Raw genomic sequence first — 25,009 nt, forward strand, 5'->3', positions numbered from 1 at the left:
TACTGCCCTTTTCCACCATCGCTTCCTGCCGGAAGGATGGCTACGTTGATCCTCTGCAATCCCCGGAAGGCATCTGTTAGCGTTCCGTAAAGGCCCGGTTCCTGGCCCTGAGAATCGGTTTCATCAGGTAAGCCAGCAGGCTTTTCTGTCCCGTGATGATATCCACTTCCGCCTGCATGCCGGACATGATCGGCAATGGCTTGTCGATACCACCCAAATGCGATTCATGGGTTTTGATTTTGACGATATAAAAGGCTTCGCCTTTTTCATTCTGTATAGTATCGGCACTGATATGGACGACTTCACCGTCCAGTCCGCCGTAAATCGTGAAGTCGTAGGCCGTCAGTTTGACCACCGCCTTGAGGCCAACCCGGATAAACGCGATATCCCGGGGGCTGACCATCATCTCCACTTCCAGGGAATCCCCGATCGGGATGATATCCACCAGGTCCATACCGGGATCCACCACGCCACCCAGGGTATTGATATGCAGCTTCTGGATAATGCCGTTGACGGGTGAACGAATGATGGTACGTGACACACGGTCTCCGAGGGATTTTGTCGCCTCTTCCAGCTGGTCCAGCACCACTTCCACTTCTTTCAGTGATTCAAGGGTTTCCGAGCGGTATTTCAGCTCAACTTCGGCAATTCGGTCCTGGATTTCATCCCTGGCAGATTCCAGTCTTGGGATCGACAGCTCGGCATTCTCTTTCTGGGACGCCAGATCATTGACCTCCTGTTCCAGCCTCAGCAACTGAACCTTGGAAACAATGCCTCTTTCGGTCAGCGGCTCGGTCATCTCAAATTCCTGCCTGGACAGCAGGAAATTCTTCTCAAGAATCTTCAATTGTGCCCGGATGCTGGTCAGTTCCTGCACCGCCTGCCGCTGCTGCTGGCGTATAACATTCAGTTCAGCCTGGTGGGCATTGCGACGATTCTGGAATAACTGCTGCTCTCGCATGCGATAATTGTCGTAGTCTTCCAGTTCGCTGGGGAATGTCAGTGTTTCACTCTGTGCCAGCTCAGCCTTCAGGCGCGACGCCCGGGCCAGGTTGCTGTAATAATCCAGTTCCTTTTCACGGAAATTGGACGCGAACTGGGTGTCGTCCAGCTCCATCAACGGCTGGTGAAGTTTTACCTCGTCGCCTTCCCCGATAAAGATAGTTTCAACAATGCCGCCTTCCAGGTTCTGTACCACCTGCAGCCGGGAGGAGGGAATGACTTTGCCCTGTCCCCGGGTGATTTCATCCAGTTCTGTCAACGCCGCCCAGATGGTTGCGGACAACAGGAAGGCCGTCAGCCCCAGAATCAACAGCCGAGTGAGGTAGGCGGTATTGAGCAGCATGGCCGCACTGGACTCGGACATGAACTGCAATTCCGGCGGCATGCGCAGCCAATAGCGCTGCTCCGCCCCCTTCTTCCGGAACCGGGGAAAGTAAGGGCGAAGCGCGTGACCGACTGGACTGCTCCAGAACTGCCGACGCGTTTTAATGAAACGGTATTTTACCGTTCTTAATTGCTTCGATAACGCCATCCTTGGCTCCATACGCAACTAACGCACCGTGATCCAGCACGGCCAGCTTATCCACCAGCCCCAGCAGCGATGTACGGTGTGTGATGAGAATAATTGTCTTGCCCTTACAGTGTTCCTTAATGTTGGCAATGACCTTGGCTTCCGTCACCTGATCCATGGCGCTGGTCGGCTCATCCAGGATCAGGATCGGTGGATCCAGCAGCAGGGATCGGGCCAGAATCACGGCCTGACGCTGCCCACCGGACAGGTTAGCGCCACGTTCGGCCACCGGCATATCCATGCCTTCGGGGTGCAGGTTCACAAAATCCGTGACACAGGCAATTTTGGCAACTTCCGCGACCCGCCCCATGTCGACATCTTCCGCCCCCAGAGTAATATTGTGCTTGACCGTTCCGAAGAACAGGTTCATGTCCTGTGGCACACAGCCAATCAGGCGCTGGCGCTCAGCCGGGTCCACCTGGTTGATATCAATACCATCCAGACGAATTAATCCTTCTGAGGGTTTGTACAGACCTGGCAATAACTTGGCCAGAGTCGATTTCCCGGAACCCACCCGGCCTATCAGCCCCACCTTCTCGCCCCCTTCAATCTTGATCGTGAGATCCCTGATCGCCGGTACCGGTTGATCCGCGTAGGAGAACGAGAGGTTGTTGATTTCGAGTTCGCCGCGGCAATGGTCCAGATGCAGATAAGCTTTTTCCGGATTACGCTCCTTAGGCATATCCATGACCTTCTGCAAGCCTTCCAGGGCGGCCTTGGCCTGGTTGTAACGGGTCGAGAGGCTGGCGACCTGAACCATCGGCCCCATAGCGCGACCCGATAGCATGACTGTGGCGATCAATGCCCCCATGCTGGCCTCACCGGCACTGATCAGGTAAACCCCGACCAGCACGATCAGAATGGTGGCACTGCTCTGGACAAATCCGGCAAACAGGCTGGCAGAGTTACTCAACTGCTTCCCTTTCATACTCCAGCGGGAGATATGGCCGACCGAACTTTCCCAGGTATGCTGCATCTGTGACTCCGCCCCATAAAGGCGGAGGGACTCCAACGCGGTGAGATTTTCGATCAGGCTGGCATTTTTCTGTGCTGAAGCGCGATAGGTCTTCTCAATGGATTCTTTCAGCGGTTTTTGGATCAGGAAACTGTAGGTCAGGATGGCAATAATCCCCACTATCGGCACCAGGGCAATGGGACCACCGACCATGGCGATGGCCAGCAATAACAGGACCGTAAACGGGATATCAATCAAGGTGGTGGTCGTGGATGATGTGATGAACTCTCGAATACTTTCAAACTCCTGCATGCTCTTGGCAAAACTGCCCACCGATGCAGGCTTGGACGCAATCTCCAGCCCCAGTACATGCTCCATGATACTGGCCGAGAGCAGGATGTCGGATTTCTTGCCCGCCACATCAATACAGTAGGAACGGAGCCATTTCAGGATAAAGTCAAAGGTGAAGGCAATCAGCCCCCCGATGGATAGCATCCACAGGGTCTCAATGGCATTGTTAGGTACTACCCGGTCATAGACGTTCATGACAAAGAACGGACTGACCAGCGCCAGCATGTTAATCACGAACGAGGCCACCAGCACATCCCGGTAAATCGGTACTGACCGGAGAATCGTGCCCCAGAACCAGTGGGACTGTTTCTGCTTCAACACTTCCGGTGTGCGGCTGTCATGCTCCATACGGCGCTTGATCAACAGGATCGACCCATTGCCCGCCGCTGTCAGCTCTTCAAACGACACTACCCGTGTTTCAGGCGCATCACCATGGAGCAGGATGACGGTGGCTTCTTTATTCGCCTTATTAATGTCCGTGAGGATACAGCCGGAGTCTTCACTGAACAGCATCACCGCGGGGCAGATCAGGCTGCTCAGTTCATCCGGCTTACGTTCGAGCATCCGTGATGAAAAACCGGCCCGTTCGGCGGCGCGGATAAACAGGTCAGGGGTCAGGCTATGTTCCTGGATCGGCAGCCCGGCCGTCAGGGATTCGGCACTGAGCGGCTTGCCCAGCATTTTGGTCATGGCGACCATGCAGGTCAGCAGCGACGTAGCTGGCAGTGTCGTCTCTGATTCCTTATCAGGCGAGTCAAAAGCATCCATGCAGTTACAGCCTTTGTAATTCATGTATGAAGCGAATACGAGGTCTATCGGCCAGACCCGGCCAATACGTTAGAACCGGCTTTCCAGAGCATTATCCAATTGGTAAATATCGTCCCTGAACCGCACCCTGCCGGTTGCATCGGGCCAGGCAGTAAAATAGACGAAGAATACCGGCACGGACTGCGGTAACACCAGTTTTTCGGTAGAGGGCGATACCTTCAGCGCCAACCAGTCCGCACTTAACCCCTGTGGTGTAACGATCTGATGAACCAGCTGTTCGATTCCCTGAACACGTGTGCATCCTGAACTCAGAGAGCGATCATTCTTATCGAACAGTTCCGGCTTGTGGGTATCATGGAGGTAAATACCCAGCTTGTTGGGCAAGTTGATCTTGTAACGGCCCAGACGGTTTTCCGGACCTGGCTGCTGTTCCAGCCGGTAGCGAAATTCTATCGATGTCAGACGCTGGAAATTGATCCGGTCAATCGCCACCTCTGGCGCCCGGTAATCCCAGCTTTCATAGACCCTGAACCCTTCCTGCTTCAGAAAACCAGGGCTCCTTTTCTCCTTGCGCAACAGGTCATACGCCGCCAGGGAATGGGGCACCTTCCAGACAGGATTAACTGTCACACTTTCAATACTCTCCTGAAAAACGGGGGTCTGGCGGTTGGGCATGCCGCTGATCGCCCGGTAACGTCCGGCTTCACGACCATCGTTCACCCAGATGACCTCATAACCAGCGATATCCACCCAGACATGCTGCTCCGGCAACGCCCGGGGCAACCAGCGCAATCGCTCAAGATTCACTTTGAGGGTACGAATGCGGTCATGGGTAATCGCGATGAGCGCCTGACGCGTCATTGGCCCAAGGCGTCCGTCCGGTCCCAGGTTATAACGCTCCTGAACCTTGGTCAGGGCATCAAGGTGCGCTTCGCTGTAGTGATCATCCGGCAGGTCGTGGGCAAGGTCGAGATCACGCAACCAGGCATTAAGCAGCGGGATAGTAATGTGCTGGTCGCCCGCATAAATGACGAGCTCATCAGGAAACAGCCGTTGCGCGTCCTTCAACCAGTATTGTAAGCGAGCCATCGCCTCCCTGAGGACTTCATACTGGGGAATCGCGGATTGGGTCAGGTAAAGCTGATTTATCTCTATCCGATGTTGTTCAGGCGATAATTGAGGGATGTCTGGAATCTGCCATCCCGGCTGATAGAGACGCCGTTCAAGCCAACCGGTATCCAGGTAACGGGCGTATTTCGTGGTAATGGCCTGTAATTGTTCCGGGGAGGGTGAAGTCGACAGAACCAGCCAGTCCTGGTGTGAAACAGACAAGCCATGACTGGGCAGGCTGGCGAGCCAATCCAGCAGACGTCGCTCTTCCGCAGGAAGATGACTAGTAAATGTCAACAACAGCACGACTGCAAACCACCGATGCATGACTCTGTCCATACCTCCAAACCAACATCAGGTATACAGGCATGTATCGGCATCGTTCATGGACAGTTCTGGATTAATTACGAATATAAAAACGATCGACTGTCGGGATTTCTGATAAGTCCCGACAGCCTTGCGCAGCCATCAGGCACCCAGCAGGGATTGTCCGCAGACCCGGATCACATTGCCATTGACCCCCGCTGAAGCCGGGCTGGCAAAAAAAGCGATGGTCTCGGCGACATCCTCAGGTAACCCGCCCTGTGACAGCGAGTTCATGCGGCGCCCGGCCTCGCGTGTCAGCAATGGGATGGCAGCAGTCATCTGGGTTTCAATAAAACCCGGTGCAACGGCGTTGATGGTGATCTGCTTCTCAGCCAGCGGTTTGGCCATGGCCTGCACATAACCAATAACGCCGGCCTTGGAGGCGGCATAGTTGGTCTGACCAAAATTCCCGGCAATTCCGCTCATGGAGGATACGCAGACAATGCGTCCACCGGGGCGCAGCAGGTTTCGCACCAGCAACGCCTCATTGATGCGCTCTTCGGAACAGAGGTTGATATCCATGACGCTATCCCACCATTCCGGTTTCATCCGGGCCAGGGTCTTGTCTCGGGTGATCCCTGCATTGTGCACCACAATATCCACACCACCACTAATCTCCGCCAAGGCATCGGCGATGGTCTCCCCCGCCTTGTCATCGGTGATATCAACCGCCAACGTCTTGCCGTTTATCGAGGCGGCAACCGCCTCAAGCGCCTGTGCTGCCACCGGAATATCCAGACAGACCACTGTCGCGCCATCCCGTGCCAGCACCCCGGCAATGGCTTCACCGATGCCTCGGGACGCACCGGTCACCAGCGCGACCTTACCTGACAGGGGCTGTTGCCAGTTGAGGGCATCATCCCCCTGGGCGCTGTCAACCGTAATCACCTGGGCGGATACATAGGCGGAACGGGCCGAGAGACAGAATCGCAGCGGCGAGGCCAACAGCGTTTCGGCTCCCTGTGCCACATAAATCAGTTGTACGGTAATCCCCTTGCGCCCGACTTCCTTGGCCAGGCTGCGTACGAACCCTTCCAGCGCCCGCATGGCGGCCGCCTGGGACGGTGTTTTCGCGGCAACCACCGGACGCCCCAGTATCACAATTCTGCCGCAGGACTGTACCTGTCGAACCACGGGGCTGAAAAACGCATGCAATGCGCGCAGTTCAACGGTTGAGGCAATCCCGCTGGCATCGAAGACCAACCCTTTAAAGCCCGGCCCTGTTTCGTCCTGTAAATCGACAGTGTCCGACTGCCCACCTATAGCCGTGACAGCATCAGCTATCAGGTCTGCAGTCTCTGATGTCGCCATCCGGCAGAATTCCACCCCGCCGTCGTACAGGGTTTTAGCCAGGGCCGGCACCAGCTCAGCCTTGTCGGCAGCGCCCAGCAGGACCTTGCCCTGAATGATGGTATTGGATGCAGTATTCTGCCGTTCCAGCGGCACCGGCGTCGGTAAGCCCAACGCACTGAACAGGCTTTTACCCAGGGAGGAATTGGCGAATTTCTGGTATTTGTCGGGCATGGCGGGCCTCTTTTGTTATCGGCGACATCATTGTCTGCAGGCAGACACCCTCTGGCGGTCTGCTATTTCAGCAAAGCCTTCACGTCAGGGAATTGACTGGCCACAGAAGAATACGGGGCTGACAGGCCAATGAGAAGCAGGGCATGATGATTAGACTGCCCTCAGACACAACAACAGCTGCATCGCGGGGACATTATGAGCCAGACCATCACACGCGTCGCCATCATTGGTGGCAACCGTATCCCCTTCGCCCGCTCCAACGGGGCATACGCCAACGCCAGCAACAAGGATATGCTCACCGCTGCACTCAATGGCCTGGTCAATCGCTACCAGCTGCAGAACAAGCGGCTGGGCGACGTGGTGACCGGCGCGGTCATCAAGCACTCCCGGGATTTCAACCTCGCCCGTGAAGCCGTACTGAATACCGCGTTGAGTCCGGAGACGCCCTGTTACGATATCCAGCAGGCCTGCGCCACCGGACTGGAAGCCGCCATCCTGGTAGCCAACAAGATTGCCCTGGGACAGATAGATGCGGGGATAGCCGGCGGCTCGGACACGACATCAGATGCCCCCATCGGGGTGAATGAAGAGCTGCGCCATATTCTGCTGGCCTTGAACCGGGCCCGATCCCTGGGAGAACGCCTGAAGCTCGTGACACAGATCCGGCCACGTCACCTGATTCCGCTCATTCCGGTCAATGGCGAGCCCCGCACCGGCAAATCCATGGGCGAACATGCCGAAATTACGGCGAAACACTGGCAAATTCCCCGGGAAGCCCAGGACCAAATGGCCTTTAACAGCCACCAGAACCTGAACAATGCCTATCTTTCGGGATTCTTTGATGACCTGGTGTCGCCCTTCCAGGGGGTGGAGCGGGATAACACCCTGCGCCCTGAAACCTCGCTAGAAAAGCTGGCCAGCCTTAAGCCGGTCTTTGACCGTGACGGAGGCACTCTGACGGCCGCCAACAGCTCCAACCTGACCGATGGTGCGTCCTGTGTCCTGCTGGCCAGTGAAGCCTGGGCGGCTGAGCGTAATCTGCCGGTACAGGCCTACCTCACCCATTATGACAGTACTGCTGTCGATTTCTTTGGCAAGACGGGCAATGACAAGGAAGGCCTGTTGATGGCACCCACCTATGCTGTACCCAGAATGCTGCAAAAAGCCGGGCTGACATTGCAGGACTTTGATTTCTATGAGATCCACGAGGCCTTTGCCGCCCAGGTGCTGTCTACGCTCAAGGCCTGGGAAGATCCGGCATTCTGCCGGGAAAAACTGGGACTCTCCGCTCCGTTGGGCGCCATTGACAGGAACAAGCTCAATGTCAAAGGCAGTTCACTGGCCACAGGCCATCCTTTTGCGGCCACCGGTGCCAGAATCATCGCTACACTGGCCAAGACGCTGGCAGAAAACGGAGGTGGCCGGGGTCTGATTTCCATCTGTGCCGCCGGTGGATTGGGGGTCACTGCCATACTGGAACGGTAATTGCGCTTTCCCTGCTCTGAGCTTGTATATACTTAGGGGTATATCTGATGGCAGGTTTTCAGGAGGCATCTATGCAACTGAACGTCGTCTGGTGTGAAGTTCCAGCTATAAGTCACTGAAATAGCCGGAACTTTACAGGGGGAATGTGAGTCTAACCCTGTAATCACTGCAACCTGTCAACATTTTTAGATCCAGGGAGGATTCACCACCATGTCACACCGGCAGAATGTCGAAGAAAACCTGCAACGCTTTGCCGAAGGGATTGGGCTGGGCGAACTGAAGCTCAATGAGCACGGCGCCTGCGGCCTCTGCTTCGACGATACCATGATCGTCAACATCGAGTACCTCGAGGATGACGAGGCGATGGTGTTTGTCTCCTCCGTCAAGCGTCTCGACCCCCATGGCACCGATAAAGCCAAGCTGTTTGAAAAGCTGCTGTTCATCAACCTGCAGCATCACAGCATGCAGGGTGCGTTCCTCGCGCTCAACCATGACAAGACTGAGATCCTGCTGATCAAGTCCATGCCAGGCTCCGTTGATTACGGTTCCTTTGAATCCAATCTGGAGAAGTTCGTGAATACGCTGGAGTGGTGTATCGCGGAAGTGGACAACGAGAGTGATACCCCGATTGATCTGTCCGGCAAGACGGGTCCCTCGAATGACGCACCCAAGCCACCCCCCGGTCAAGCGGGCGGGGACATGGGCATCATGGTCTGATTTCTGACAGATGTCGGTTCCGCAATAAAAGCGCCGCTCTGTCGGCGCTTTTATTTTGACGGTTGCCAGCACCTTTTAGCGATCGTCCCGGACATCATCGACAGTGGAAACATATACTTTCCTAATATTCCGCTGATCAGACAGAAGGAACTGTCTCGTGAGCAACAATGACGCACTCGAATACCTGACAGAAGCCCTGCAGACCGCCGTTGACGGCAGCCGACTGGTGGATATCCGTGGCCGGGTCACGGAAGTCCAGGGCATGATCATCAAGGCCGCCGTTGCTGGCGCCAAGATCGGCGAGCTGTGTGAGTTGGTCACCCCGGGAGAAGAGGAAGTCGGTTTTGCTGAGGTGGTTGGTTTCCAGGGATACGATGCTGTCCTCACGCCCCTGGGTGAAATGCTGGGTATCTCATCCAATACTGAAGTCATTCCTACCGGTCGGGTGCATCATGTGGCAGTTGGCCCCCATCTGCTCGGCCAGGTGCTTGATGGCATGGGCAATCCGATCCACAAGGATCCCAATAACAATGCAAAGCCCGAAGCCTGGTATCCGGTTTACGCTGATGCGCCTGATCCCCTGACCCGGAAACTCATTGACCACCCGCTTCCCCTGGGCATCCGTGTACTGGACGGGATGCTGACCTGCGGTGAAGGTCAGCGGATGGGTATTTTTGCAGCCGCTGGTGGCGGTAAGTCGACCCTGCTGTCCATGCTGGTCAAAGGCGCCGAAGTCGATGTGACAGTGCTGGCGCTGATCGGTGAGCGGGGACGGGAACTCCGGGAATTCCTGGAACATGACCTGGGCCCGGAAGGCGTCAAGAAATCCGTGACGGTTGTCGCAACGTCCGACAAATCCTCCATGGAGCGGGCCAAGGCAGCCTATACGGCAACGGCCGTTGCCGAATATTTCCGTGACCAGGGCAAGAAAGTGCTGTTGCTAATGGATTCAGTCACACGTTTTGCCCGAGCCCAGCGTGAAATCGGGTTGTCCGCCGGTGAACCGCCCACCCGGCGAGGCTTTCCGCCCTCGGTGTTCGCGACCCTGCCCCGCCTTATGGAACGGGCCGGCATGTCGGACAAGGGCTCAATCACCGCGCTATACACCGTCCTGGTGGAAGGTGATGACATGACCGAACCGGTAGCCGATGAAACCCGCTCGATTCTCGACGGCCACATCATCCTGTCCAGAAAACTGGCAGCCGCCAACCATTACCCCGCTATCGATGTACTGGCCAGCGCCAGCCGGGTCATGAATAACATTGTTCCTGAAGAACAACAGATGACTGCCGGCAGAATCCGGGAACTGATGGCCAAGTACGAGGAGATTGAACTGCTGGTCAAAGTGGGCGAGTACCGTCAGGGTACCGATCAGGTCGCGGATGAAGCACTGGCCAAGATTGATTACATCCGCCAGTTCCTCAGGCAGCGCACCGATGAATTCACGGAGTACGAAACCACCCTGCAACAAATGCTGCAACTGGTTCGCTGATGCTGCATGACCTGCTGAGAATCAAACGTATCCGGGAAAAATCCGCCCAGGATGAGGTCAAGAAAATCCGTTATCGCCTTGAACAGGCGGTGATTGAAGTCGACCAGAAAAAGGAAGAGCTGACGACTTATATAGACTGGCGTGGTCAAGAAGAACGCAATCTCTACGATAACATCATTAATGCCCAGGTCCATCAGCACGACCTGGACTTCCTGAAACAACGCATTGCCAGGATGCGGGAGCATGACCTCGTACTCGAGGAAACCATCAGGAAGGCCGAAACCCGCGTTGAAGAAGTCCGGGAAGAGCTCCAGCAGGCCGAGGCTGTACTGAAAGTGGCCATGCAGGCGGTCAAGAAGTTCGAGGAGTTCACCCAGGTTCTGGACGAGGAAGAGGCCAAAAAGAAGGCCTACCAGGAAGAACAGGAACTCGAAGAGTTCAATCCCAGAAACCGGTATTAATGGCGTTACCAGTTCTGATGACACAGCAGGGAAGCAGACATGAGCATCAGTGGCACACCAACGCCATCTACAGGGCCAACAAACAACCAGCAATCCACAACCGGTGCTGACGAGCAAGCCCGAGGCAATGCCGACCAGAAAGATGCCGATGATTTCAGCAAAGCCCTGGTGAATGACAAGGCCAAAGGTGCCAAAGAATCCAAACAGGACAAGCTACCAGAAGACGCCAGGCTACCCACCGATAAAAAAGACACACTGCGCGAAGGCAAGCAGCCAGACGCCAAAAAGACCGACAGCGAATCGCCTGAAGACCTGTTTCGCTCTGTCTATGGTGACCGGGAACAGGAGCAGGGTGCACAGGCCGTTCATGCCAAAGGTGCCGATGTCTCAGCCGCCAAAACCGCTGAAGTCCAGGGCGCCAACACCCAAGATGCCATCGACAAGATTGAGAAGATTGTTGAACGGATACAGGTTCAGACGGCGGGTGATGTCAAAACTGTCAACATCAAGCTGAACAACAGCATCCTGCCGGGTACCGAAGTGATATTTCGCCGCGAAGGCGGAGACATCAAGGTCGAGTTCATGACGACCTCCGCCGATTCGTTCAATTTTCTCAGCAAGGGCGAGCAGGCACTCAATGACACCCTGAACCGGAAGTTTGGCGACAATGTCTCCGTCAACATCCAGTTGCAGAACGACAGTGACTCGGATCAGTCCGGCGATGGACGCTCCCGTAACCAGTATGCCGGGGACGAGTCGCAAGACGATGATGCCGAGGATAACGGGTAACCTGAATCATGGCCATCAAGCCCCTGATCTGCACGGAAATCAGCCATGAGCAGGCCCTGCTGAACAACATGGTCTGTGGTCAGCCTCCAGCGCTTCGTTCACAGCTGGCGTCTGAAAACTGCATGGTGACGGTGCGCCCATTACTGCTGAACCGCCGCTACAACCTGCGGCTGACAGCCAGTATTGATGGCATGGATACCTTTATTTTCCTCAACAGCGCACTCTTCAATGAGGTGTCACTGGGTAACAGCCGACTCGGCGATATAGCTGAGAGTCTTCCGGAAGAATTGCTGGTGGGCACCCTGTCCATGGTCATGGACCGGCTGCTGGGCGACCTCCGTTCCCTGCTGCAGACCGACATCCAGCTGATTCACGCCAACCGTTTCAACCCGGCCGAAGAACTGCCCGCCGGCATCGAGTTGATGCTCAGCACTGACAGCCAGAACAGCAGCGCTCTGATGACTGTCAACAACCAGACCCGACAGTGGCTTGCTCTGCTCCAGCAGCAGGCTGGCGGTTACCTGCCAGACACACTCATGTGCCCTCTGACCCTCGAAGTGGGCTACACCGTGCTGGCCGATACCCAGTTGCGCCATCTGGCCACCGGCGATGTGCTGCTGTTCGACCATTGCTATTACCAGGACAAAACCCACCTGTTTGTGCGGCTTTCGTCGCAGAACGGGTTTCTCGGTCGTATCGACGGAACCCGCGTCCTTCTGGAAGAGACCGTGGAGAATCACATGAGTGATGAATTTGATGAATACGATGACGACCTGGATGAAGACCTTGACGAACAGGTTGATGACGGCCAGCAGGCGCAGCAAGCCCAGACGGCCAGTGGCCGGGATATTGATGGCATTCCTGTCCGGCTGGTATTCGATGTCGGCCAGCAGGAACTGACCCTCGGCGAAGCCCGCCAGCTCCAGCCTGGTTTCACGTTTGAGTTGAACCGGGATATGTCCAGCCCGGTCACGGTAAAAGCCAACGGCAAGCCCTTCGCCGAATGTGAACTGGTACAGATCAATAATCAGCTGGGCGCGCGAATCGTTCGACTGCTGTAAACAGCAACCGCCAGGGACTCGCACGCATGGACCTGAATCTTACAACGCCGTTTTACCTCATTCTGCCGCTGGCGCTGATGTCGCTGGTGCCTTTTATCGCGATTCTGGGCACCTCGTTCCTCAAGTTGGTGGTGGTGTTCGGTATTCTGCGTAACGCCACGGGTCTGCAGCAGATTCCGCCCAACATGGCGCTGAACGCGCTGGCCATTATTCTGACGATCTACATCATGGCGCCCGTGGGGATGGATGCCTATGAAATTCTCAAGGATCGGGAAGTCAGCCTGAAGGACGACAGCTGGCGGGGCGCCTTTGAAGATGGCATTGAACCCTACCGCAACTTCCTGATCAAAAATACTAATGAACGGGAACGGTCTTTTTTCCTGAGAAGCGCCAAGGCGCTCTGGCCACCCGATTATCAGGAAGAGATCGCCACCGATAGCTTGATGGTACTGGTCCCCTCCTTTGCCATCAGTGAACTGACCAAGGCATTCCAGATCGGCTTCCTGTTATACCTGCCGTTCATTGTGATTGACCTGATCGTTTCCAACATTCTGCTGGCCATGGGGATGATGATGGTCTCACCCATGACCATCTCACTGCCGTTCAAGTTGTTGCTGTTTGTGCTACTGGATGGATGGACCAAGCTAATTCACGGGCTGGTCATGGGTTACGCCTGAACCGGGACAGGAGCACATCATGGTCAATGCCGACATACTCAATCTAACCGCCGAAGCGCTGATGCTGACGCTGGTTCTATCCATGCCGCCTATCATAGCGGCAGCCGGTATCGGCCTGCTGATCAGTCTTATCCAGGCGTTGACCCAGATCCAGGAACAGACACTGCCCTTTGCCTTCAAACTGGTGGCCGTGGTCATCAGTATCTTCCTGACCGCCCGATGGGTGGGCATTGAAATCTTCAACTTTGCCCTGGCCGTCATGAACCAGATTCCCGAGATACGCTGATGCCGCCGGAATTCATCGATACGATCAAGGAATACCTCTATGTCTATTCCATGACGATGATCCGGATGACGGCGATTTTTACCGTGGTGCCCATGCTAAACGCCAAATCCCTTGGCAGTGCGATGATCCGTAATGGCGTGGTGGGCGGCCTTGCCATTTTTCTGTTTCCCCTGGTGTCACAACAACAGCCTGACACCTCACCGGGCATGTGGATGCTGCTCGCGCTGATCATGAAGGAAGTATTGATCGGCATGCTGATCGGCTTTATTGCTACCATTCCCTTCTGGGCGCTGGAGTCCGCCGGTTTCTTCATTGATAACCAGCGTGGTGCCTCCATGGCCAGTAGCATGAACGCCATGACCGGCTCGGAATCTTCACCGATGGGTATCCTCTTCGGCCAGACATTCTTTACCCTTTACCTGGTCAGTGGCGTCTTCCTGATATTGCTCAACAGCATTTTCCACAGCTATGAAGCCTGGCCTGTTTTCAGTTTTTATCCGGTGCTGAACCAGTCAGCGGTCATTTTTTTCCTGGGTCAGTTTGACCAGATCATTACTCTGGCGGTATGGCTTGCGGCACCGGCAATCATCAGCATGTTCATTGCCGAGTTCGGCGTCGCCCTCATCAGCCGCTCAGCACCACAGCTCAACGTGTTTATCCTGGCCATGCCGATCAAAAGTGCCGTCGCACTCGCCTTACTGGTGGTCTGCATCACCACCATCATGACACTGGGCAAAGAGCATTCCGCCAAAATCCCCTGGCTGTTCACCCGATTGGGAGAATTGATGGTATGAGCGGCCAGAGCAGCAGCGAAAAGACAGAACAACCCACCCCGAAAAAACTCCGCGACGCCCGACAAAAAGGTCAGGTAGCCAAAAGCAAGGAAGTCGCTTCCACCGCAACCATCCTGATGGTGGTCGCTACATTGTGGGCGCTGGGTGACTGGTACCTGATGATGTTTCAGGAAATCCTGCTGTACCCGGCAGAATTCTACAACTTGGAATTCAAGGAAGCATTCCGACTCGTAGCCGAAGGCCTGTTGCATAAAATGCTCACGATGCTGGCGCCATTGGTGGCCGTCGCCGCATTTGCTGCCATCCTCGGCAATGTCATGCAATTTGGCTTCCTGATCGCCTTTGAATCGATAAAACCGGATATCAAGAAAATCGACCCGGTACAGGGTGCCAAGAAAATCTTTTCGATCAAGAACCTGGTGGAATTGCTCAAATCCATCATCAAGATTGTCTTTCTGTCATTCGTCGTTTATTACGTGATCAAGGCCAGCTTACCGGATATGGTCAACATGCCCTGGTGTGGTTCACGCTGCATCCTGCCGGTACTGGCTGCGCTGCTGAAGAAACTGATGATTTTCTCGATCATCGCGTTTCTTGTCATTTCCATTGCAGACTTCATGTTTGAAAAATGGAATTTCACAAAAGAACAGCGAATGACCAAGGATGAGGTCAAAAAAGAATACAAAGAAATGGACGGTAATCCAGAAATCAAGAACAAGCGGAAAGAGATCCACCAGGAAATCATTAATTCTGACGAAGGGGTGAAAAAGTCCGATGTCGTCATCAAGAACCCGACCCATATCGCTGTAGGCTTATATTACGACCGGGAGAAAACACCACTGCCGATGGTGACATCCATGGGCAAACGGGGACAGGCCAAATTCATTCTCAAGGTTGCAGAGCAAAACGACATTCCGGTTATGGAAAATGTCGCCCTTGCCCGCGCCCTGTTCAGCCAGACAGAAGTTGGCGCCTTTATTCCTTCTGACCTGATAGGCCCTGTCGCCGAAGTCTTCCGCTGGGTCCAGCAATTGAAACAGCAACAGGGCGATAATGGCGACGCCTAGAGAATTGCGTCCATAGCGAGGATGGCAGTCTATTCTCGGGCAGCCTCCTAGCCATCCACAAAGACCGGCCCGAAACCCACCTCCCAGAACAGCGTTGAAATCACTTTCATTGACACCAGAACCACCAAGCCAACACACACAATCGCACTGGCAAACAGGAACCCCCGCTCAAACGGAATATGCATGACATGGGGAATCCCGATGAACAGCAGATACACGGCATAACTGACCCCCATCAGAATTCCGAACAGACTCAGGGAGACGGAAGGAAACAGGGCCAGCAATCCCGTCATATAGAGTGGTGTTGCCGTATAGGCCGCAAAGATGATGCAACGCCCACGGGACGGATGACAACCATAGGTTCGAGCCATCCAGTGAATGAACAATCCCATGAAGACAATCGCACCGACAATGGCGCAGTAGGAAAGCGCACTCATCAGAAGCGCACTGAACGGCGTCAGTTTGACAGGGTCAAGACCCAACGGTGACCAGCCGACGCGTGTCGCACCGAGATAGGAACAAATACCGGGTATGGCCGCCAACAGAAACAGGTGGGAGAGATAAAAACGCTCATGACGATCAATTTCATGATCTATGGCATCCCATTCCTTGTGCGGATGGTAGAACATGCCTATTACATGATTAAGCATTGTCGTACACCTCTTCCGGCATTATAGACCAGCTGATCAACACGCTAATGATGCACTTCGCAGGTGATTTTTCCTGTTCTGGTTCACCCTCTGTATCTAACGAACGGGGTATTGCGGATACAAGGAATACGGCTTTTTCTGAATACTCTGGCAGACAGGTATCACTGACGGCATAACCGCCCTGTCCCGGACAGCTTTTCTGGAGAGGATCACAACATGAACGCAGACCAACAGCACTTTGTTGTCGCTTTCAAGAGCGACAAGATGGGTTCCGGTGACGATCAACTTGGTAGCCTGCTGATCAAGGCCTATATCAATACTCTGGTTGAAAACGACAACAAACCTGCAGCCCTGGTGTTTTACAACGCCGGCGTTTTGCTGGCTGCAGAAGACAGCGATACCGCACCCGCCCTGCAGGTACTGGAAGAACAGGGCGTTGAGCTATTGCTATGTGGCACATGCGTCGAGTTCTTTGATCTCAAGCAACGGCTGGCGGCAGGCACGATCTCAAACATGTATGCCATTTCCGACACCCTGTCCAGCACAGGCCATGTGATCTATCCATGAACGTGACCCAACCCCTGACCTATTTTGATAACAGCGCCACCAGCTTTCCCAAGCCACCTCAGGTGGCTGAAGCCGTCACCCGCTACCTGACAGAAGTCGGTGGCAGCTATGGCCGCTCAGCCAATCAGCGCTGCTGTACGGTGGCACGGGTGGTGGAGCAGTGTCGCGATACCCTGGCCGGTATTCTTGGCATTCACGACGCCGGTCATCTCTGTTTTACCGCCAACGCCACTCAGGCCGCCAATACCGTGATTCGTGGAATGGATCTTACCGGCGGGCGGGTTCTGATTTCTCCGATGGAACATAATGCCATTGCGCGCCCTCTCGAGGCGCTCCGCCAGGCCGGTACCATCGAGCTGGACTATCTTCCAGCCTTCTCCGACGGCCTGATTGATGTGGCACATATCAGCGTACCTGACGACACCCGTCTGGTTGTCATTAACCACCAGAGCAATGTCAACGGTGTAACGCAGCCTTTGCCATCTATACGACAGGCTATCGGTCATACACCACTGCTGGTTGATGCGTCCCAGTCACTGGGTAAAGTCCCCTTCAACGCCGAGGCATGGGGGCTGGATTATGTGATCTTTACCGGTCACAAAGGTTTACTTGGCCCCACCGGTACCGGTGGTTTCTGGGCACGTGATCCCCAGACACTAGAGCCTCTGCTCTTAGGGGGAACCGGCAGTAACAGTGAACATCTCGATATGCCGGAATTCCTGCCTGACCGGTTTGAGGCGGGCACACCGAATGTCGCCGGCATCTTTGGTCTGGAGGCCGCGCTGACTCATCCACCGGAAGCGTCACATTATCGTGATGATCTTGAAGAATTACTGACAGCTATTCGAGTGATTCCGGGCTTTCAATTGCATGCAGCTGCGGACTTTGCCCACCAAGGCAGCCTCTTTTCGCTAACGCACAATATATTGGCCAGTTCAGAACTCTCATGGCGTCTGGATGAGGGTTTTGGCATTGAAACCCGCGCCGGTCTGCATTGCGCACCACTGGCGCATCGACACCTGGGCACCGCACCGGACGGCACCTGTCGATTTTCTCTTTCTCCTTACCATTCCAACAGCGATTTTGATTATCTGCTGGATGCTTTGACCAAGGTGGCAAAAGAACAATGAAGCGTCAGTTTCTTCTGTTTGAAAATACCCGCGCTGTTATCCAGGCCGAGGCCCAACTCAAAGCGGCAGCGGTAGCATGCCGTGTGATGCCCGTTCCACGGGCCATTTCTTCGGAATGCGGTATGTGCCTGGAACTAACAAATTACGCCAATGATGCAATACCTGATAACCTGACGATACCCGCGAGACTGGTGAATATTTCTGCTTGATTTCATTCCCAGAGCGCTTATGCAACGCATAAGCGCTCTGAAGATAACCGATGACCACACCATGTACCCTTTCCAGGGTCAGGAACGATTACATTGGCCAACGGGGGTCGGTGTTTCCTGACTCCAGTCCCAAAAGCACTGAAGAGAGAGTGGCTCATTTAGACCGGTTGATGGTGAAACATCCGTCTCTGGCACGACGGTGTTGTTTTCTGTTTCCTCCGTCTGCTCAGCGTTAGCAGAACTCGTCACCTTATCATGCCTAATGCCGTCGCTATGGGTATCTGTCATTACAGGAAGCGTCAAATCATGCCAATACCCCATTACCGTCCTGACATGTCCAGACTGACTTAATGCCGCCTCAACTCCAATCGTGGGAACCGTGGGGGTTGTTGTATAAGACACTGTACTGGTATCTGAATAGCTGTCACCGGCCACCGTCGGCAGACGATGGGTTGACCAATCCACCCCATAATAGGCTGTGGAAAAATCCTTGACCGTATTACCAAGTGCTCTGCTAAAAACGGTGCGCTCATCAGCATCCGTGCGAATCCATCGGGGCATTTCTATCTGAAGGCCATCCACATGTTTTCCCACACTGCTGGCATCATCCTGGACATAGGTTTTTGATGAGCCATGGGCATCAGTCGAATAGCCTCCGATGTAATAGTGGTCTGCATCACCAAACGGAAAGACCGGTACTGCACCACCAGGCGCATCCTGGGAGGAATCAATGGTGACTGAACCACTGCCGGGATCATAGCTTTCATAAGGCGGTTGAGAATAGTCAGGGCTGGGCCATGCGTAATAGGCCTTGCTTCCGCCGGGCTGGTAATCTGCCCCTAAGTCGGAGTCGCTTTCCACATGGGCTTGCAACCGATTCGCGAGACTGTTGCTGCCCCGCAGCAATTCATCGAGATCCAGCCCGGTTTCTCCGTCTCCCTGACGGATAACAGTCAATGCGTAGGCTGAATTACCGCGTATGCGACCATAGAAAGGATCCGTCGTGGCGCTGTATTTCAACACATCCCCCGTGCCAGCGTTATAGCCATAACCACCAGCCCCTGAGGCTGACTGGAAGGTAAGATCTGTTGCACTCAGGTCGGAAAGTCCATTGGCGCTGAAATTATAACCAAACTGGATGGCCCGGTTATAATCTGTCCCGCTGGCACCCGTGTAGCTACCGGAATAACCGTGCAGGTCAATATAAAGACCGACCCCGGTCGTTGAACCCACGGTGTAGGTATTATTGCTGTCAATGTCTGCCTGCGCCCGGTCAATGGCGTCATGATACTCCTGCCAGATATCGGCCCCAAACGTCGCCGGAACGCCAAGATTACCCAGGGAAGCGCTGCCGCTACCATCGTTATTGCCTACAGCAATCTGCTGCGAGGGGGCATTAAGGTCACGATTCACGTCCACATACCGTCTTGCCACATTGAGCCGGATCCCGTAAGCCAAATTGCCGGTATTGTCCCGAAACCATGCCATAAGCTCATCAAAGATCGCGCCTGATTCCGTATCACGTGACACCTCTGATCCCAGACCATGACCATCCGTGATCCCATTACTGTCCAGCTGTGTGCGGTCGGGAGCAAAAGCGGCGGCACCACTGACACCGGCGGCCTGGTTAGGGTCCACCAGCCCATCATGGCCCGCTGAAAACACCGTATTGGTCGTGCCCTGCTGGTAAACGATTAATCCGGTCGGCATGGCCTTTTCCTGATCACTGGCGCTGGCATTGGTCAGGATCAATGAGTCACTGGACAGGTAGGTGCCCAGGGAAAGCGGTTTGTCCTCTCCTCCGTTATAATCACCACCATCCGCAACATCGCTGTAATCCCCGCCAATCAGTGCCGTCCCTCCCAGGCCGGCGGCAGAACCTGTGACATCAACCCTGACGCCATCCAGCTCTACGGTACGTCCAAAAATCCCGATTTCCCCCCCCGCTTCACCAGTATCCAGCCCCCTGGCATCCAGGGTTCCCGTAACCAGCACCCGCTTACGGGCATCGTTGTACTCGTAAGGATCTCCCCCATGGAGAATAATGGTTCCACGCTGTTCTCCGGATCCGGTGCTGACGGTTTGCGCCCGTATAACGCCATCCATATTGATCACGCTGTCCATCAATCCCGCAGCAGCCTGCACCTGAAGACTCACCGTACCACCATCCGCCTTGATCACCCCGGATGACGCTACATCCAGCAGGCTGTCAACCGGACTACCACTTCCTCCCGTTGGGATAGTGGATACAGATTGGCCTGTTGCCAGATTAACCAGTCCATCGCCAAAAAAATCCAGGGTAAACTCAGTACCCGCGCCCAACGATACCTTTCCGAGACGGGCATTGATCTCACCGGAGTGCCTGATGGCCGGTGCAACCAATGCAATCACCCCTTCATCCAGTGCGGAAATCCGCCCCTGATTCTCAATCGTCGCCAGTCCGACGCTGCCATTACTGAAAGTGAACGCCCCTGTCGCCAATCCAGTGCTAATACTGGCATCTGGCAGGTTATAGGTTGTGGCCAGCAGGCCATTCACATCCACTTGAGATCCCGCCCCGAACAGAATTCCATTGGGATTAATGAGAACCAACTGGCCATTAGCCACCAGCTGACCATGAATAACGCTGCGACTGCCTGAATGGATCTTGTTGACAACAATGGAACTGGCATTGGGCTGCCTGAACCACACGGATTTGCCTGAAGGGATATCGAACTCATTCCAGCGGATATGTGCCTTATCACTGGTTTCAATGACCATGGTCGTGCCATCCGAGACCACGGTAGCATTACCACTGACCACCGTCTGGCCTTCGGGCAATGCCTGTACGGACGTCTGAATGGCCAGCAAGACTGGCACTGTCATCCACTGTAGCCGCATCAACTAAAAACTCCCGGAGAGAGAGAAAAACAACCGGGGCCCCTTGCCATGGCTGGCGGCGCGCTCGCTTTCAACATGACGATTCATCGGCATTGCCAGCTCGAGATTAAGATTGACACGGCCAAAATCCAGCGTGATTCCGGCGCCGGATGACGTCAGGCTGGATCGTGTATGCTGATCGTCAGACCTGTCCCAAACAAGTCCAACATCGTAGTAACCATAAACACCAGCCCCTGACAGCAGAGGGTGACTGCCGGAAAGCCAGTGGGTCACTTGGGTGCGCACAGCCACCCCATGCTCACCGGTCAGCTCACCGCTATCATAGGCGCCCCCCAGCCCCGGGCCGCCAAGGGCAAATTCTTCACCGGCCAGCAGTTCCGTGCCGCTCCACTGAGCCATCCCACTCCAAGACCATTCAAGCCGCGACGTTAACGGCTGTGTCCGGCTGGCATTGAATGTCAATTTCCAGTAATCACTTCGCCCTCCCTCACGGGAATTGAGCGTGCTGTCATTATCAGACGCGTTCAGGATATCCAGCCCCGTACTCAACTCCAGCCGAAACGTGTTGATGCCCGCCCCGGCATCGGCAAACTGGTACAATCCTGCCAACCTGAGGCTGCGCACCCGATCCCGGGTGATCAGTTCACTAGCAAGGTGCGAATCAGTCTGCTGATAATCAAACCGCCCCTGCACAATGAACCGCTCAGTTCGCTGATACCTGACAGGCCATAGCAGCCCAATCGAATACTGCTGGTAGTCACCTTCAATATCCAACCCTGCCAGTGCGTCCACAGACGCCGGGTGTGTACTGCCAACATTGGCATTCACAAACCACTGCTGGCCGGAGTAGCCGATATTTTCACGGTACGCCATGGAAACATAATTAAATCGCCCAGGGTCATCGCTCCCGAAGGCATCCACGCCACGCGTTGTATTCAACCCCACGGATATCCGCTCAGAGCGCCCCAGCAGCGAATTGCCGGTAAGCTGAACGCTCAGCCGCTCAGGCCCGAGGTACTGCGTACCGCGGTTATCCAGCGTAGCGGCCAGCTGCAGGGGTTTCTGGATCAGGAATACATATAAATCCGCTACATCCGGCTTATCAGGAGACGCTTTGAGAACCGTTTCGATGGCAATGCCCGGCAGGGTATTAATCATTAGGAGCTGGCGCTCCAGTTTGTTGGTATTCAGTGGTTTCTCTGCCGTAATCTGACGTAAGAAGTGCTGAATGAGTGAGATGTCAACGGGGATATCGCTCCCCTGGTTCACCAGCACCCGATCCACTGAGCCTTCAATGATCTTAATGGTGACGATCCCCTGATTGATTTCCTGAGCAGGGATAATCGCAAAAGACAACAGGTAACCATCACGCTGATATTGGGCAGTGATCTCATCTGCCACACGATGCAGAACAGCCAGAGAAACCGTTGTACCCAGCAATTCACTGTACAGCGGCAATAGCTGTTCCGGCGTATAGACAGTATTCCCGTCAAGACGGATCGCTGACAGGGGAAATGTCACGGATTGCGTTTCTACAGGTAGTTGTTTTGATGATTCAGCCTTTCTCCCTTCAATCGACAGGGTGTTAACCGGCTGCCGGTACTCAGGCAAAGAGCGCACCACCACTCCCGGGTCTGCAGAAGAAGGAATATTCTGCGCTTCACCAAGGGATGACGTCGTGAAAACCCAAACCTGTAAAGGCAAAATCCATTTCGCCCGAATCACAAACATTGCCTCCTTTTCTGCTGAATGACAGCCGTGTCAGTCAGCCCGTTTATCCATCATTCAATCAATATCTCGCTTTTCATTTTCACTATAGTCAATCGCACTGTTTCCTGTTGACAAAGCAATACACATGGCACAAGAGGAACACCTATAGAGCGAGAAATAGGTTTCATTGAATACTGTCGAAGGAAGGGAACACCTTTCATCAATAGCTGACAAGAAAGGTGTTTTTTACGGGAAAAAGACGTTGCTACAACATCTCTACAAAGGCTTCCATCCGGGTTCTGATCTGGCCAGTATCAGACTCGGAGTAATTGGTTTCCAGGGTCATAAACGGAATCTGTTTCTCACCGGTGACGATTTTCCGGATACCATAGCTTTCGATGCTATAGGTGTGGCAGGCCTGCAGCAGCACATCAACGACAGCATCGACCTGATAGTCATCAATCATAGCCTTGAGTAATGTTTCCCGGCCTTTATTTGGCGTCATCACAGAACAGGGGATATTCAGGTATTTCCTGGCAATGGCCTCGACCGGATCAATGTCTTCCGCCACTTCTTCATGAAGTTCCTTATACCCTTGACAATTTTCCAGCGCCACCACGACAGCACCGGCCTCTTCGATCGCCTTGATCACCTTATTGGCGACACCGCCAATCGGACAACCGGTAATCAATATGCGCGGGGTATGCTCGGGAGCGACCCATTCACCCTCTGCATGGCGTGCTTCAACATCCGCAATCATCTGCCGGACATTGGCCTTCATGGTTTCCCTGTCAAAAGTGTAACTGGCGCCATTGAGCACCGTAAACAGGTCGAACCCGGTTATCACCGAAGGCTTGTATCGCCCCAGCTGGTGGAAGGCTTTGAGTACACGACGGTCTTCGTTACACGACCGGATTGCCGCAGCCAGGTCTTCCTGTTTGATGACCGTATCAAACTTCTGCTCCAGCTTCTCGATCAGTTTTCTGACTTCCGTCTGCCAAAGCACCTGGGCATCGGTCTTTTCCTGGGTCTGGGGCAGCTGCATGACCCAGGTATCCTTGATCTCCCCCAGTAACTCGTACATTTTCTTTTTACCGTCGCAGGTGGTTTCCCCAACGATCATGTCGGCAAAATACATATAGGGACAACGGTCTGTCAGCGCAAAACCGTAACTGGCTTTTATTAATGGACAGAGGTTTCTGGGCAGATGCTTTTCTGCATCCGGTATGGTTTCCTCACTGACGGAACACAGCGACACGGGATGGGCGCCAGCGGCATAAATCACCTCTTTCGGGGTAAAGGTACAGAAGGTGCCGACCACCCTTTCCCCCCGATCCTTGAATTCCTTGACGGCCAGAAAACCGTTTCTGCGGGCTTCACCAAACTCATCAAACTTTTCCGGCAAATTGGATACAGCAATCTTTTCCATGGTTATCATCCGTTGGTTTCAGTGAATACGTTCCTGCGCCAGCATCGCGGCGCCAATCGCTCCGGCGTAGCGGCCGAGGGGGCTGGACGTCACGCTCGCCTGCAATGTCTTTTCCAGGCTGTGGAGTAGATAGGGATTACTGCTCAAGCCACCGGTGAGGAGATACTGCTCATCACGTCCGTGCTTGATGCAGAGAGAACGGACTTTGTTGACGACCGAATCCACAATGCCAAAGGCAATATTTTCTTTCTTTTCGCCCCGCCCGATCAGACTGGTGACTTCGGATTCTGCAAAGACCGTGCACATGGAGGTAATCGTGATGCCGGAACCGGCTGCGGCCAGCGTCGTCAGATCGTCAATCGTGACACCGAGGGTATTGGCCATAACTTCAATGAACTTGCCGGTACCGGCAGAACACTTGTCGTTCATGGTGAAGTTGACCACCCGGCCACCGTCCATGGAAATGACCTTGGTGTCCTGGCCGCCAATATCCACAATGGTGCAGTTTCTATTCGTAAAAAACGCTGCGCCCCGACCATGGCAGGTTATTTCTGTGATGGTCTTGTGGGCATAGGGGACTGACACCCGGCCATAACCCGTGGCGATGATGTAGGCGTTGTCCGGACTAAGTCCCTGTTCTGATAAATTCTGGAGAATAATCTGCGCCGTTTCCGCGCTGTTCCAGCCTGTGGGGATGACAAAATGGTGCTGAAGCGCATCCCGATGTAATACCGCAACCTTGGCGGCTGTTGAACCAATATCAATACCGATGGCATGCATGATCTGTCGTCCATCATAAGCACAATAAAAAGCGGCAATATCCAGAGCCGGTTTTACGCAGATAACAGGCACAACAACACTCTCCCGACAGCATGACGCGGTCAGGTCAAAGGTATGATCAGAGTATTGTGTCGGTTACCGGTATAAACCGGTCAGTCTTGCCATGAGAGCAACGGTA

Annotated in this window: 22 protein-coding genes; 13 read left to right on the forward strand and 9 right to left on the reverse strand. The window is 54.4% G+C overall.

The window, feature by feature from the left end; all coding sequences use genetic code 11:
• Positions 1–76: 76 nt before the first annotated feature.
• The 4 genes from KHS78_RS04495 to KHS78_RS04510 all read right to left on the reverse strand — a co-directional run bounded on the left by KHS78_RS04495 (position 77) and on the right by KHS78_RS04510 (position 6,647).
• Positions 77–1,534: an HlyD family type I secretion periplasmic adaptor subunit gene (locus KHS78_RS04495; RefSeq protein ID WP_211825548.1), complete on the reverse strand. Its 1,458-nt coding sequence runs from the start codon at positions 1,532–1,534 to the stop codon at positions 77–79.
• The gene (locus KHS78_RS04500; RefSeq protein WP_211825550.1) at positions 1,488–3,647 is read right to left on the reverse strand and encodes a type I secretion system permease/ATPase; all 2,160 of its coding nucleotides are present in this window, start codon (positions 3,645–3,647) and stop codon (positions 1,488–1,490) included. The genes KHS78_RS04495 and KHS78_RS04500 overlap by 47 nt, the downstream gene beginning before the upstream one ends.
• Positions 3,648–3,716: 69 nt before the next feature.
• The gene (locus KHS78_RS04505; protein WP_211825552.1) at positions 3,717–5,084 is read right to left on the reverse strand and encodes a L,D-transpeptidase family protein; all 1,368 of its coding nucleotides are present in this window, start codon (positions 5,082–5,084) and stop codon (positions 3,717–3,719) included.
• Between the two features lie 141 nt (positions 5,085–5,225).
• Positions 5,226–6,647 carry a 3-oxoacyl-ACP reductase gene (locus KHS78_RS04510; protein WP_211825554.1) on the reverse strand — a complete coding sequence of 474 codons (1,422 nt, stop codon included), beginning with the start codon at positions 6,645–6,647 and terminating at the stop codon, positions 5,226–5,228.
• Positions 6,648–6,842: 195 nt separating this feature from the next.
• Between KHS78_RS04510 and KHS78_RS04515 the strand changes: the two genes are divergently transcribed.
• From KHS78_RS04515 to sctU, 10 genes are all read left to right on the forward strand, one after another.
• Entirely contained in the window at positions 6,843–8,132 is a 1,290-nt protein-coding gene (locus KHS78_RS04515) for an acetyl-CoA C-acetyltransferase (protein ID WP_211825556.1), read from the forward strand.
• A 210-nt stretch (positions 8,133–8,342) separates the two neighbouring features.
• Positions 8,343–8,849, forward strand: a complete 507-nt coding sequence (locus tag KHS78_RS04520) for a type III secretion system chaperone (protein ID WP_211825558.1) — start codon at positions 8,343–8,345, stop codon at positions 8,847–8,849.
• 157 nt (positions 8,850–9,006) lie between these two features.
• Positions 9,007–10,341 carry a type III secretion system ATPase SctN gene (sctN, locus tag KHS78_RS04525; RefSeq protein ID WP_211825560.1) on the forward strand — a complete coding sequence of 445 codons (1,335 nt, stop codon included), beginning with the start codon at positions 9,007–9,009 and terminating at the stop codon, positions 10,339–10,341.
• On the forward strand, positions 10,341–10,802 hold the full coding sequence (gene sctO, locus KHS78_RS04530; RefSeq protein ID WP_211825561.1) for a type III secretion system stalk subunit SctO: 462 nt from the start codon (positions 10,341–10,343) through the stop codon (positions 10,800–10,802). The genes sctN and sctO overlap by 1 nt, the downstream gene beginning before the upstream one ends.
• A 39-nt stretch (positions 10,803–10,841) precedes the next feature.
• Positions 10,842–11,591: a type III secretion HpaP family protein gene (locus tag KHS78_RS04535; protein WP_211825563.1), complete on the forward strand. Its 750-nt coding sequence runs from the start codon at positions 10,842–10,844 to the stop codon at positions 11,589–11,591.
• 8 nt (positions 11,592–11,599) lie between these two features.
• On the forward strand, positions 11,600–12,652 hold the full coding sequence (sctQ, locus tag KHS78_RS04540) for a type III secretion system cytoplasmic ring protein SctQ (protein WP_211825566.1): 1,053 nt from the start codon (positions 11,600–11,602) through the stop codon (positions 12,650–12,652).
• A gap of 26 nt (positions 12,653–12,678) precedes the next feature.
• Entirely contained in the window at positions 12,679–13,329 is a 651-nt protein-coding gene (gene sctR, locus KHS78_RS04545; protein WP_211825567.1) for a type III secretion system export apparatus subunit SctR, read from the forward strand.
• Positions 13,330–13,348: 19 nt separating this feature from the next.
• Positions 13,349–13,615, forward strand: a complete 267-nt coding sequence (sctS, locus tag KHS78_RS04550) for a type III secretion system export apparatus subunit SctS (protein WP_211825569.1) — start codon at positions 13,349–13,351, stop codon at positions 13,613–13,615.
• On the forward strand, positions 13,615–14,409 hold the full coding sequence (gene sctT, locus KHS78_RS04555) for a type III secretion system export apparatus subunit SctT (RefSeq protein ID WP_211825571.1): 795 nt from the start codon (positions 13,615–13,617) through the stop codon (positions 14,407–14,409). The genes sctS and sctT overlap by 1 nt, the downstream gene beginning before the upstream one ends.
• Positions 14,406–15,476, forward strand: coding sequence for a type III secretion system export apparatus subunit SctU (sctU, locus tag KHS78_RS04560; RefSeq protein WP_211825573.1), 1,071 nt, complete (start codon positions 14,406–14,408; stop codon positions 15,474–15,476). Before sctT ends, sctU begins: the two co-directional genes overlap by 4 nt.
• Positions 15,477–15,523: 47 nt before the next feature.
• Here sctU and KHS78_RS04565 read toward each other — a convergent pair whose 3' ends face one another.
• Complete coding sequence (locus tag KHS78_RS04565; protein WP_211825575.1) at positions 15,524–16,126, reverse strand: Yip1 family protein; 603 nt, start codon at positions 16,124–16,126, stop codon at positions 15,524–15,526.
• A 216-nt stretch (positions 16,127–16,342) separates the two neighbouring features.
• Between KHS78_RS04565 and yedF the strand changes: the two genes are divergently transcribed.
• Genes yedF through KHS78_RS04580 form a run of 3 tightly spaced genes read left to right on the forward strand, consistent with a single transcriptional unit; the run spans position 16,343 to position 18,032 of the window.
• Entirely contained in the window at positions 16,343–16,693 is a 351-nt protein-coding gene (yedF, locus tag KHS78_RS04570) for a sulfurtransferase-like selenium metabolism protein YedF (RefSeq protein ID WP_211825577.1), read from the forward strand.
• Positions 16,690–17,823 carry an aminotransferase class V-fold PLP-dependent enzyme gene (locus KHS78_RS04575; RefSeq protein ID WP_211825579.1) on the forward strand — a complete coding sequence of 378 codons (1,134 nt, stop codon included), beginning with the start codon at positions 16,690–16,692 and terminating at the stop codon, positions 17,821–17,823. Before yedF ends, KHS78_RS04575 begins: the two co-directional genes overlap by 4 nt.
• Positions 17,820–18,032 (forward strand): putative Se/S carrier protein, encoded by a 213-nt coding sequence (locus KHS78_RS04580; protein ID WP_211825581.1) that lies wholly within the window; start codon positions 17,820–17,822, stop codon positions 18,030–18,032. The genes KHS78_RS04575 and KHS78_RS04580 overlap by 4 nt, the downstream gene beginning before the upstream one ends.
• A gap of 78 nt (positions 18,033–18,110) precedes the next feature.
• On the opposite strand, the gene KHS78_RS04585 is transcribed toward KHS78_RS04580, so the two are convergent.
• From KHS78_RS04585 to KHS78_RS04600, 4 genes are all read right to left on the reverse strand, one after another.
• Positions 18,111–20,912 (reverse strand): two-partner secretion domain-containing protein, encoded by a 2,802-nt coding sequence (locus tag KHS78_RS04585; RefSeq protein ID WP_211825583.1) that lies wholly within the window; start codon positions 20,910–20,912, stop codon positions 18,111–18,113.
• A 3-nt stretch (positions 20,913–20,915) separates the two neighbouring features.
• On the reverse strand, positions 20,916–22,643 hold the full coding sequence (locus KHS78_RS04590) for a ShlB/FhaC/HecB family hemolysin secretion/activation protein (protein WP_211825585.1): 1,728 nt from the start codon (positions 22,641–22,643) through the stop codon (positions 20,916–20,918).
• A 244-nt stretch (positions 22,644–22,887) separates the two neighbouring features.
• Positions 22,888–24,051, reverse strand: coding sequence for a double-cubane-cluster-containing anaerobic reductase (locus tag KHS78_RS04595; protein WP_211825587.1), 1,164 nt, complete (start codon positions 24,049–24,051; stop codon positions 22,888–22,890).
• A gap of 18 nt (positions 24,052–24,069) precedes the next feature.
• Positions 24,070–24,903: an acyl-CoA dehydratase activase gene (locus KHS78_RS04600; protein WP_211825589.1), complete on the reverse strand. Its 834-nt coding sequence runs from the start codon at positions 24,901–24,903 to the stop codon at positions 24,070–24,072.
• Positions 24,904–25,009: the final 106 nt, after the last annotated feature.

The sequence above is a fragment of the Kistimonas asteriae genome (genome assembly GCF_018263925.1).
In the GTDB taxonomy this organism is placed as follows: Bacteria; Pseudomonadota; Gammaproteobacteria; order Pseudomonadales; family Endozoicomonadaceae; genus Kistimonas; species Kistimonas asteriae.

Bases quoted from the DNA above. Each gene is read 5' to 3' on its own strand.
- KHS78_RS04495 (WP_211825548.1), bottom strand. From the start codon at position 1,534: ATGGCGTTATCGAAGCAATTAAGAACGGTAAAATACCGTTTCATTAAA.
- KHS78_RS04500 (WP_211825550.1), bottom strand. From the start codon at position 3,647: ATGGATGCTTTTGACTCGCCTGATAAGGAATCAGAGACGACACTGCCA.
- KHS78_RS04505 (WP_211825552.1), bottom strand. From the start codon at position 5,084: ATGCATCGGTGGTTTGCAGTCGTGCTGTTGTTGACATTTACTAGTCAT.
- KHS78_RS04510 (WP_211825554.1), bottom strand. From the start codon at position 6,647: ATGCCCGACAAATACCAGAAATTCGCCAATTCCTCCCTGGGTAAAAGC.
- KHS78_RS04515 (WP_211825556.1), top strand. From the start codon at position 6,843: ATGAGCCAGACCATCACACGCGTCGCCATCATTGGTGGCAACCGTATC.
- KHS78_RS04520 (WP_211825558.1), top strand. From the start codon at position 8,343: ATGTCACACCGGCAGAATGTCGAAGAAAACCTGCAACGCTTTGCCGAA.
- sctO (WP_211825561.1), top strand. From the start codon at position 10,341: ATGCTGCATGACCTGCTGAGAATCAAACGTATCCGGGAAAAATCCGCC.
- KHS78_RS04535 (WP_211825563.1), top strand. From the start codon at position 10,842: ATGAGCATCAGTGGCACACCAACGCCATCTACAGGGCCAACAAACAAC.
- sctQ (WP_211825566.1), top strand. From the start codon at position 11,600: ATGGCCATCAAGCCCCTGATCTGCACGGAAATCAGCCATGAGCAGGCC.
- sctR (WP_211825567.1), top strand. From the start codon at position 12,679: ATGGACCTGAATCTTACAACGCCGTTTTACCTCATTCTGCCGCTGGCG.
- sctS (WP_211825569.1), top strand. From the start codon at position 13,349: ATGGTCAATGCCGACATACTCAATCTAACCGCCGAAGCGCTGATGCTG.
- sctT (WP_211825571.1), top strand. From the start codon at position 13,615: ATGCCGCCGGAATTCATCGATACGATCAAGGAATACCTCTATGTCTAT.
- sctU (WP_211825573.1), top strand. From the start codon at position 14,406: ATGAGCGGCCAGAGCAGCAGCGAAAAGACAGAACAACCCACCCCGAAA.
- KHS78_RS04565 (WP_211825575.1), bottom strand. From the start codon at position 16,126: ATGCTTAATCATGTAATAGGCATGTTCTACCATCCGCACAAGGAATGG.
- yedF (WP_211825577.1), top strand. From the start codon at position 16,343: ATGAACGCAGACCAACAGCACTTTGTTGTCGCTTTCAAGAGCGACAAG.
- KHS78_RS04575 (WP_211825579.1), top strand. From the start codon at position 16,690: ATGAACGTGACCCAACCCCTGACCTATTTTGATAACAGCGCCACCAGC.
- KHS78_RS04580 (WP_211825581.1), top strand. From the start codon at position 17,820: ATGAAGCGTCAGTTTCTTCTGTTTGAAAATACCCGCGCTGTTATCCAG.
- KHS78_RS04585 (WP_211825583.1), bottom strand. From the start codon at position 20,912: ATGCGGCTACAGTGGATGACAGTGCCAGTCTTGCTGGCCATTCAGACG.
- KHS78_RS04590 (WP_211825585.1), bottom strand. From the start codon at position 22,643: ATGTTTGTGATTCGGGCGAAATGGATTTTGCCTTTACAGGTTTGGGTT.
- KHS78_RS04595 (WP_211825587.1), bottom strand. From the start codon at position 24,051: ATGGAAAAGATTGCTGTATCCAATTTGCCGGAAAAGTTTGATGAGTTT.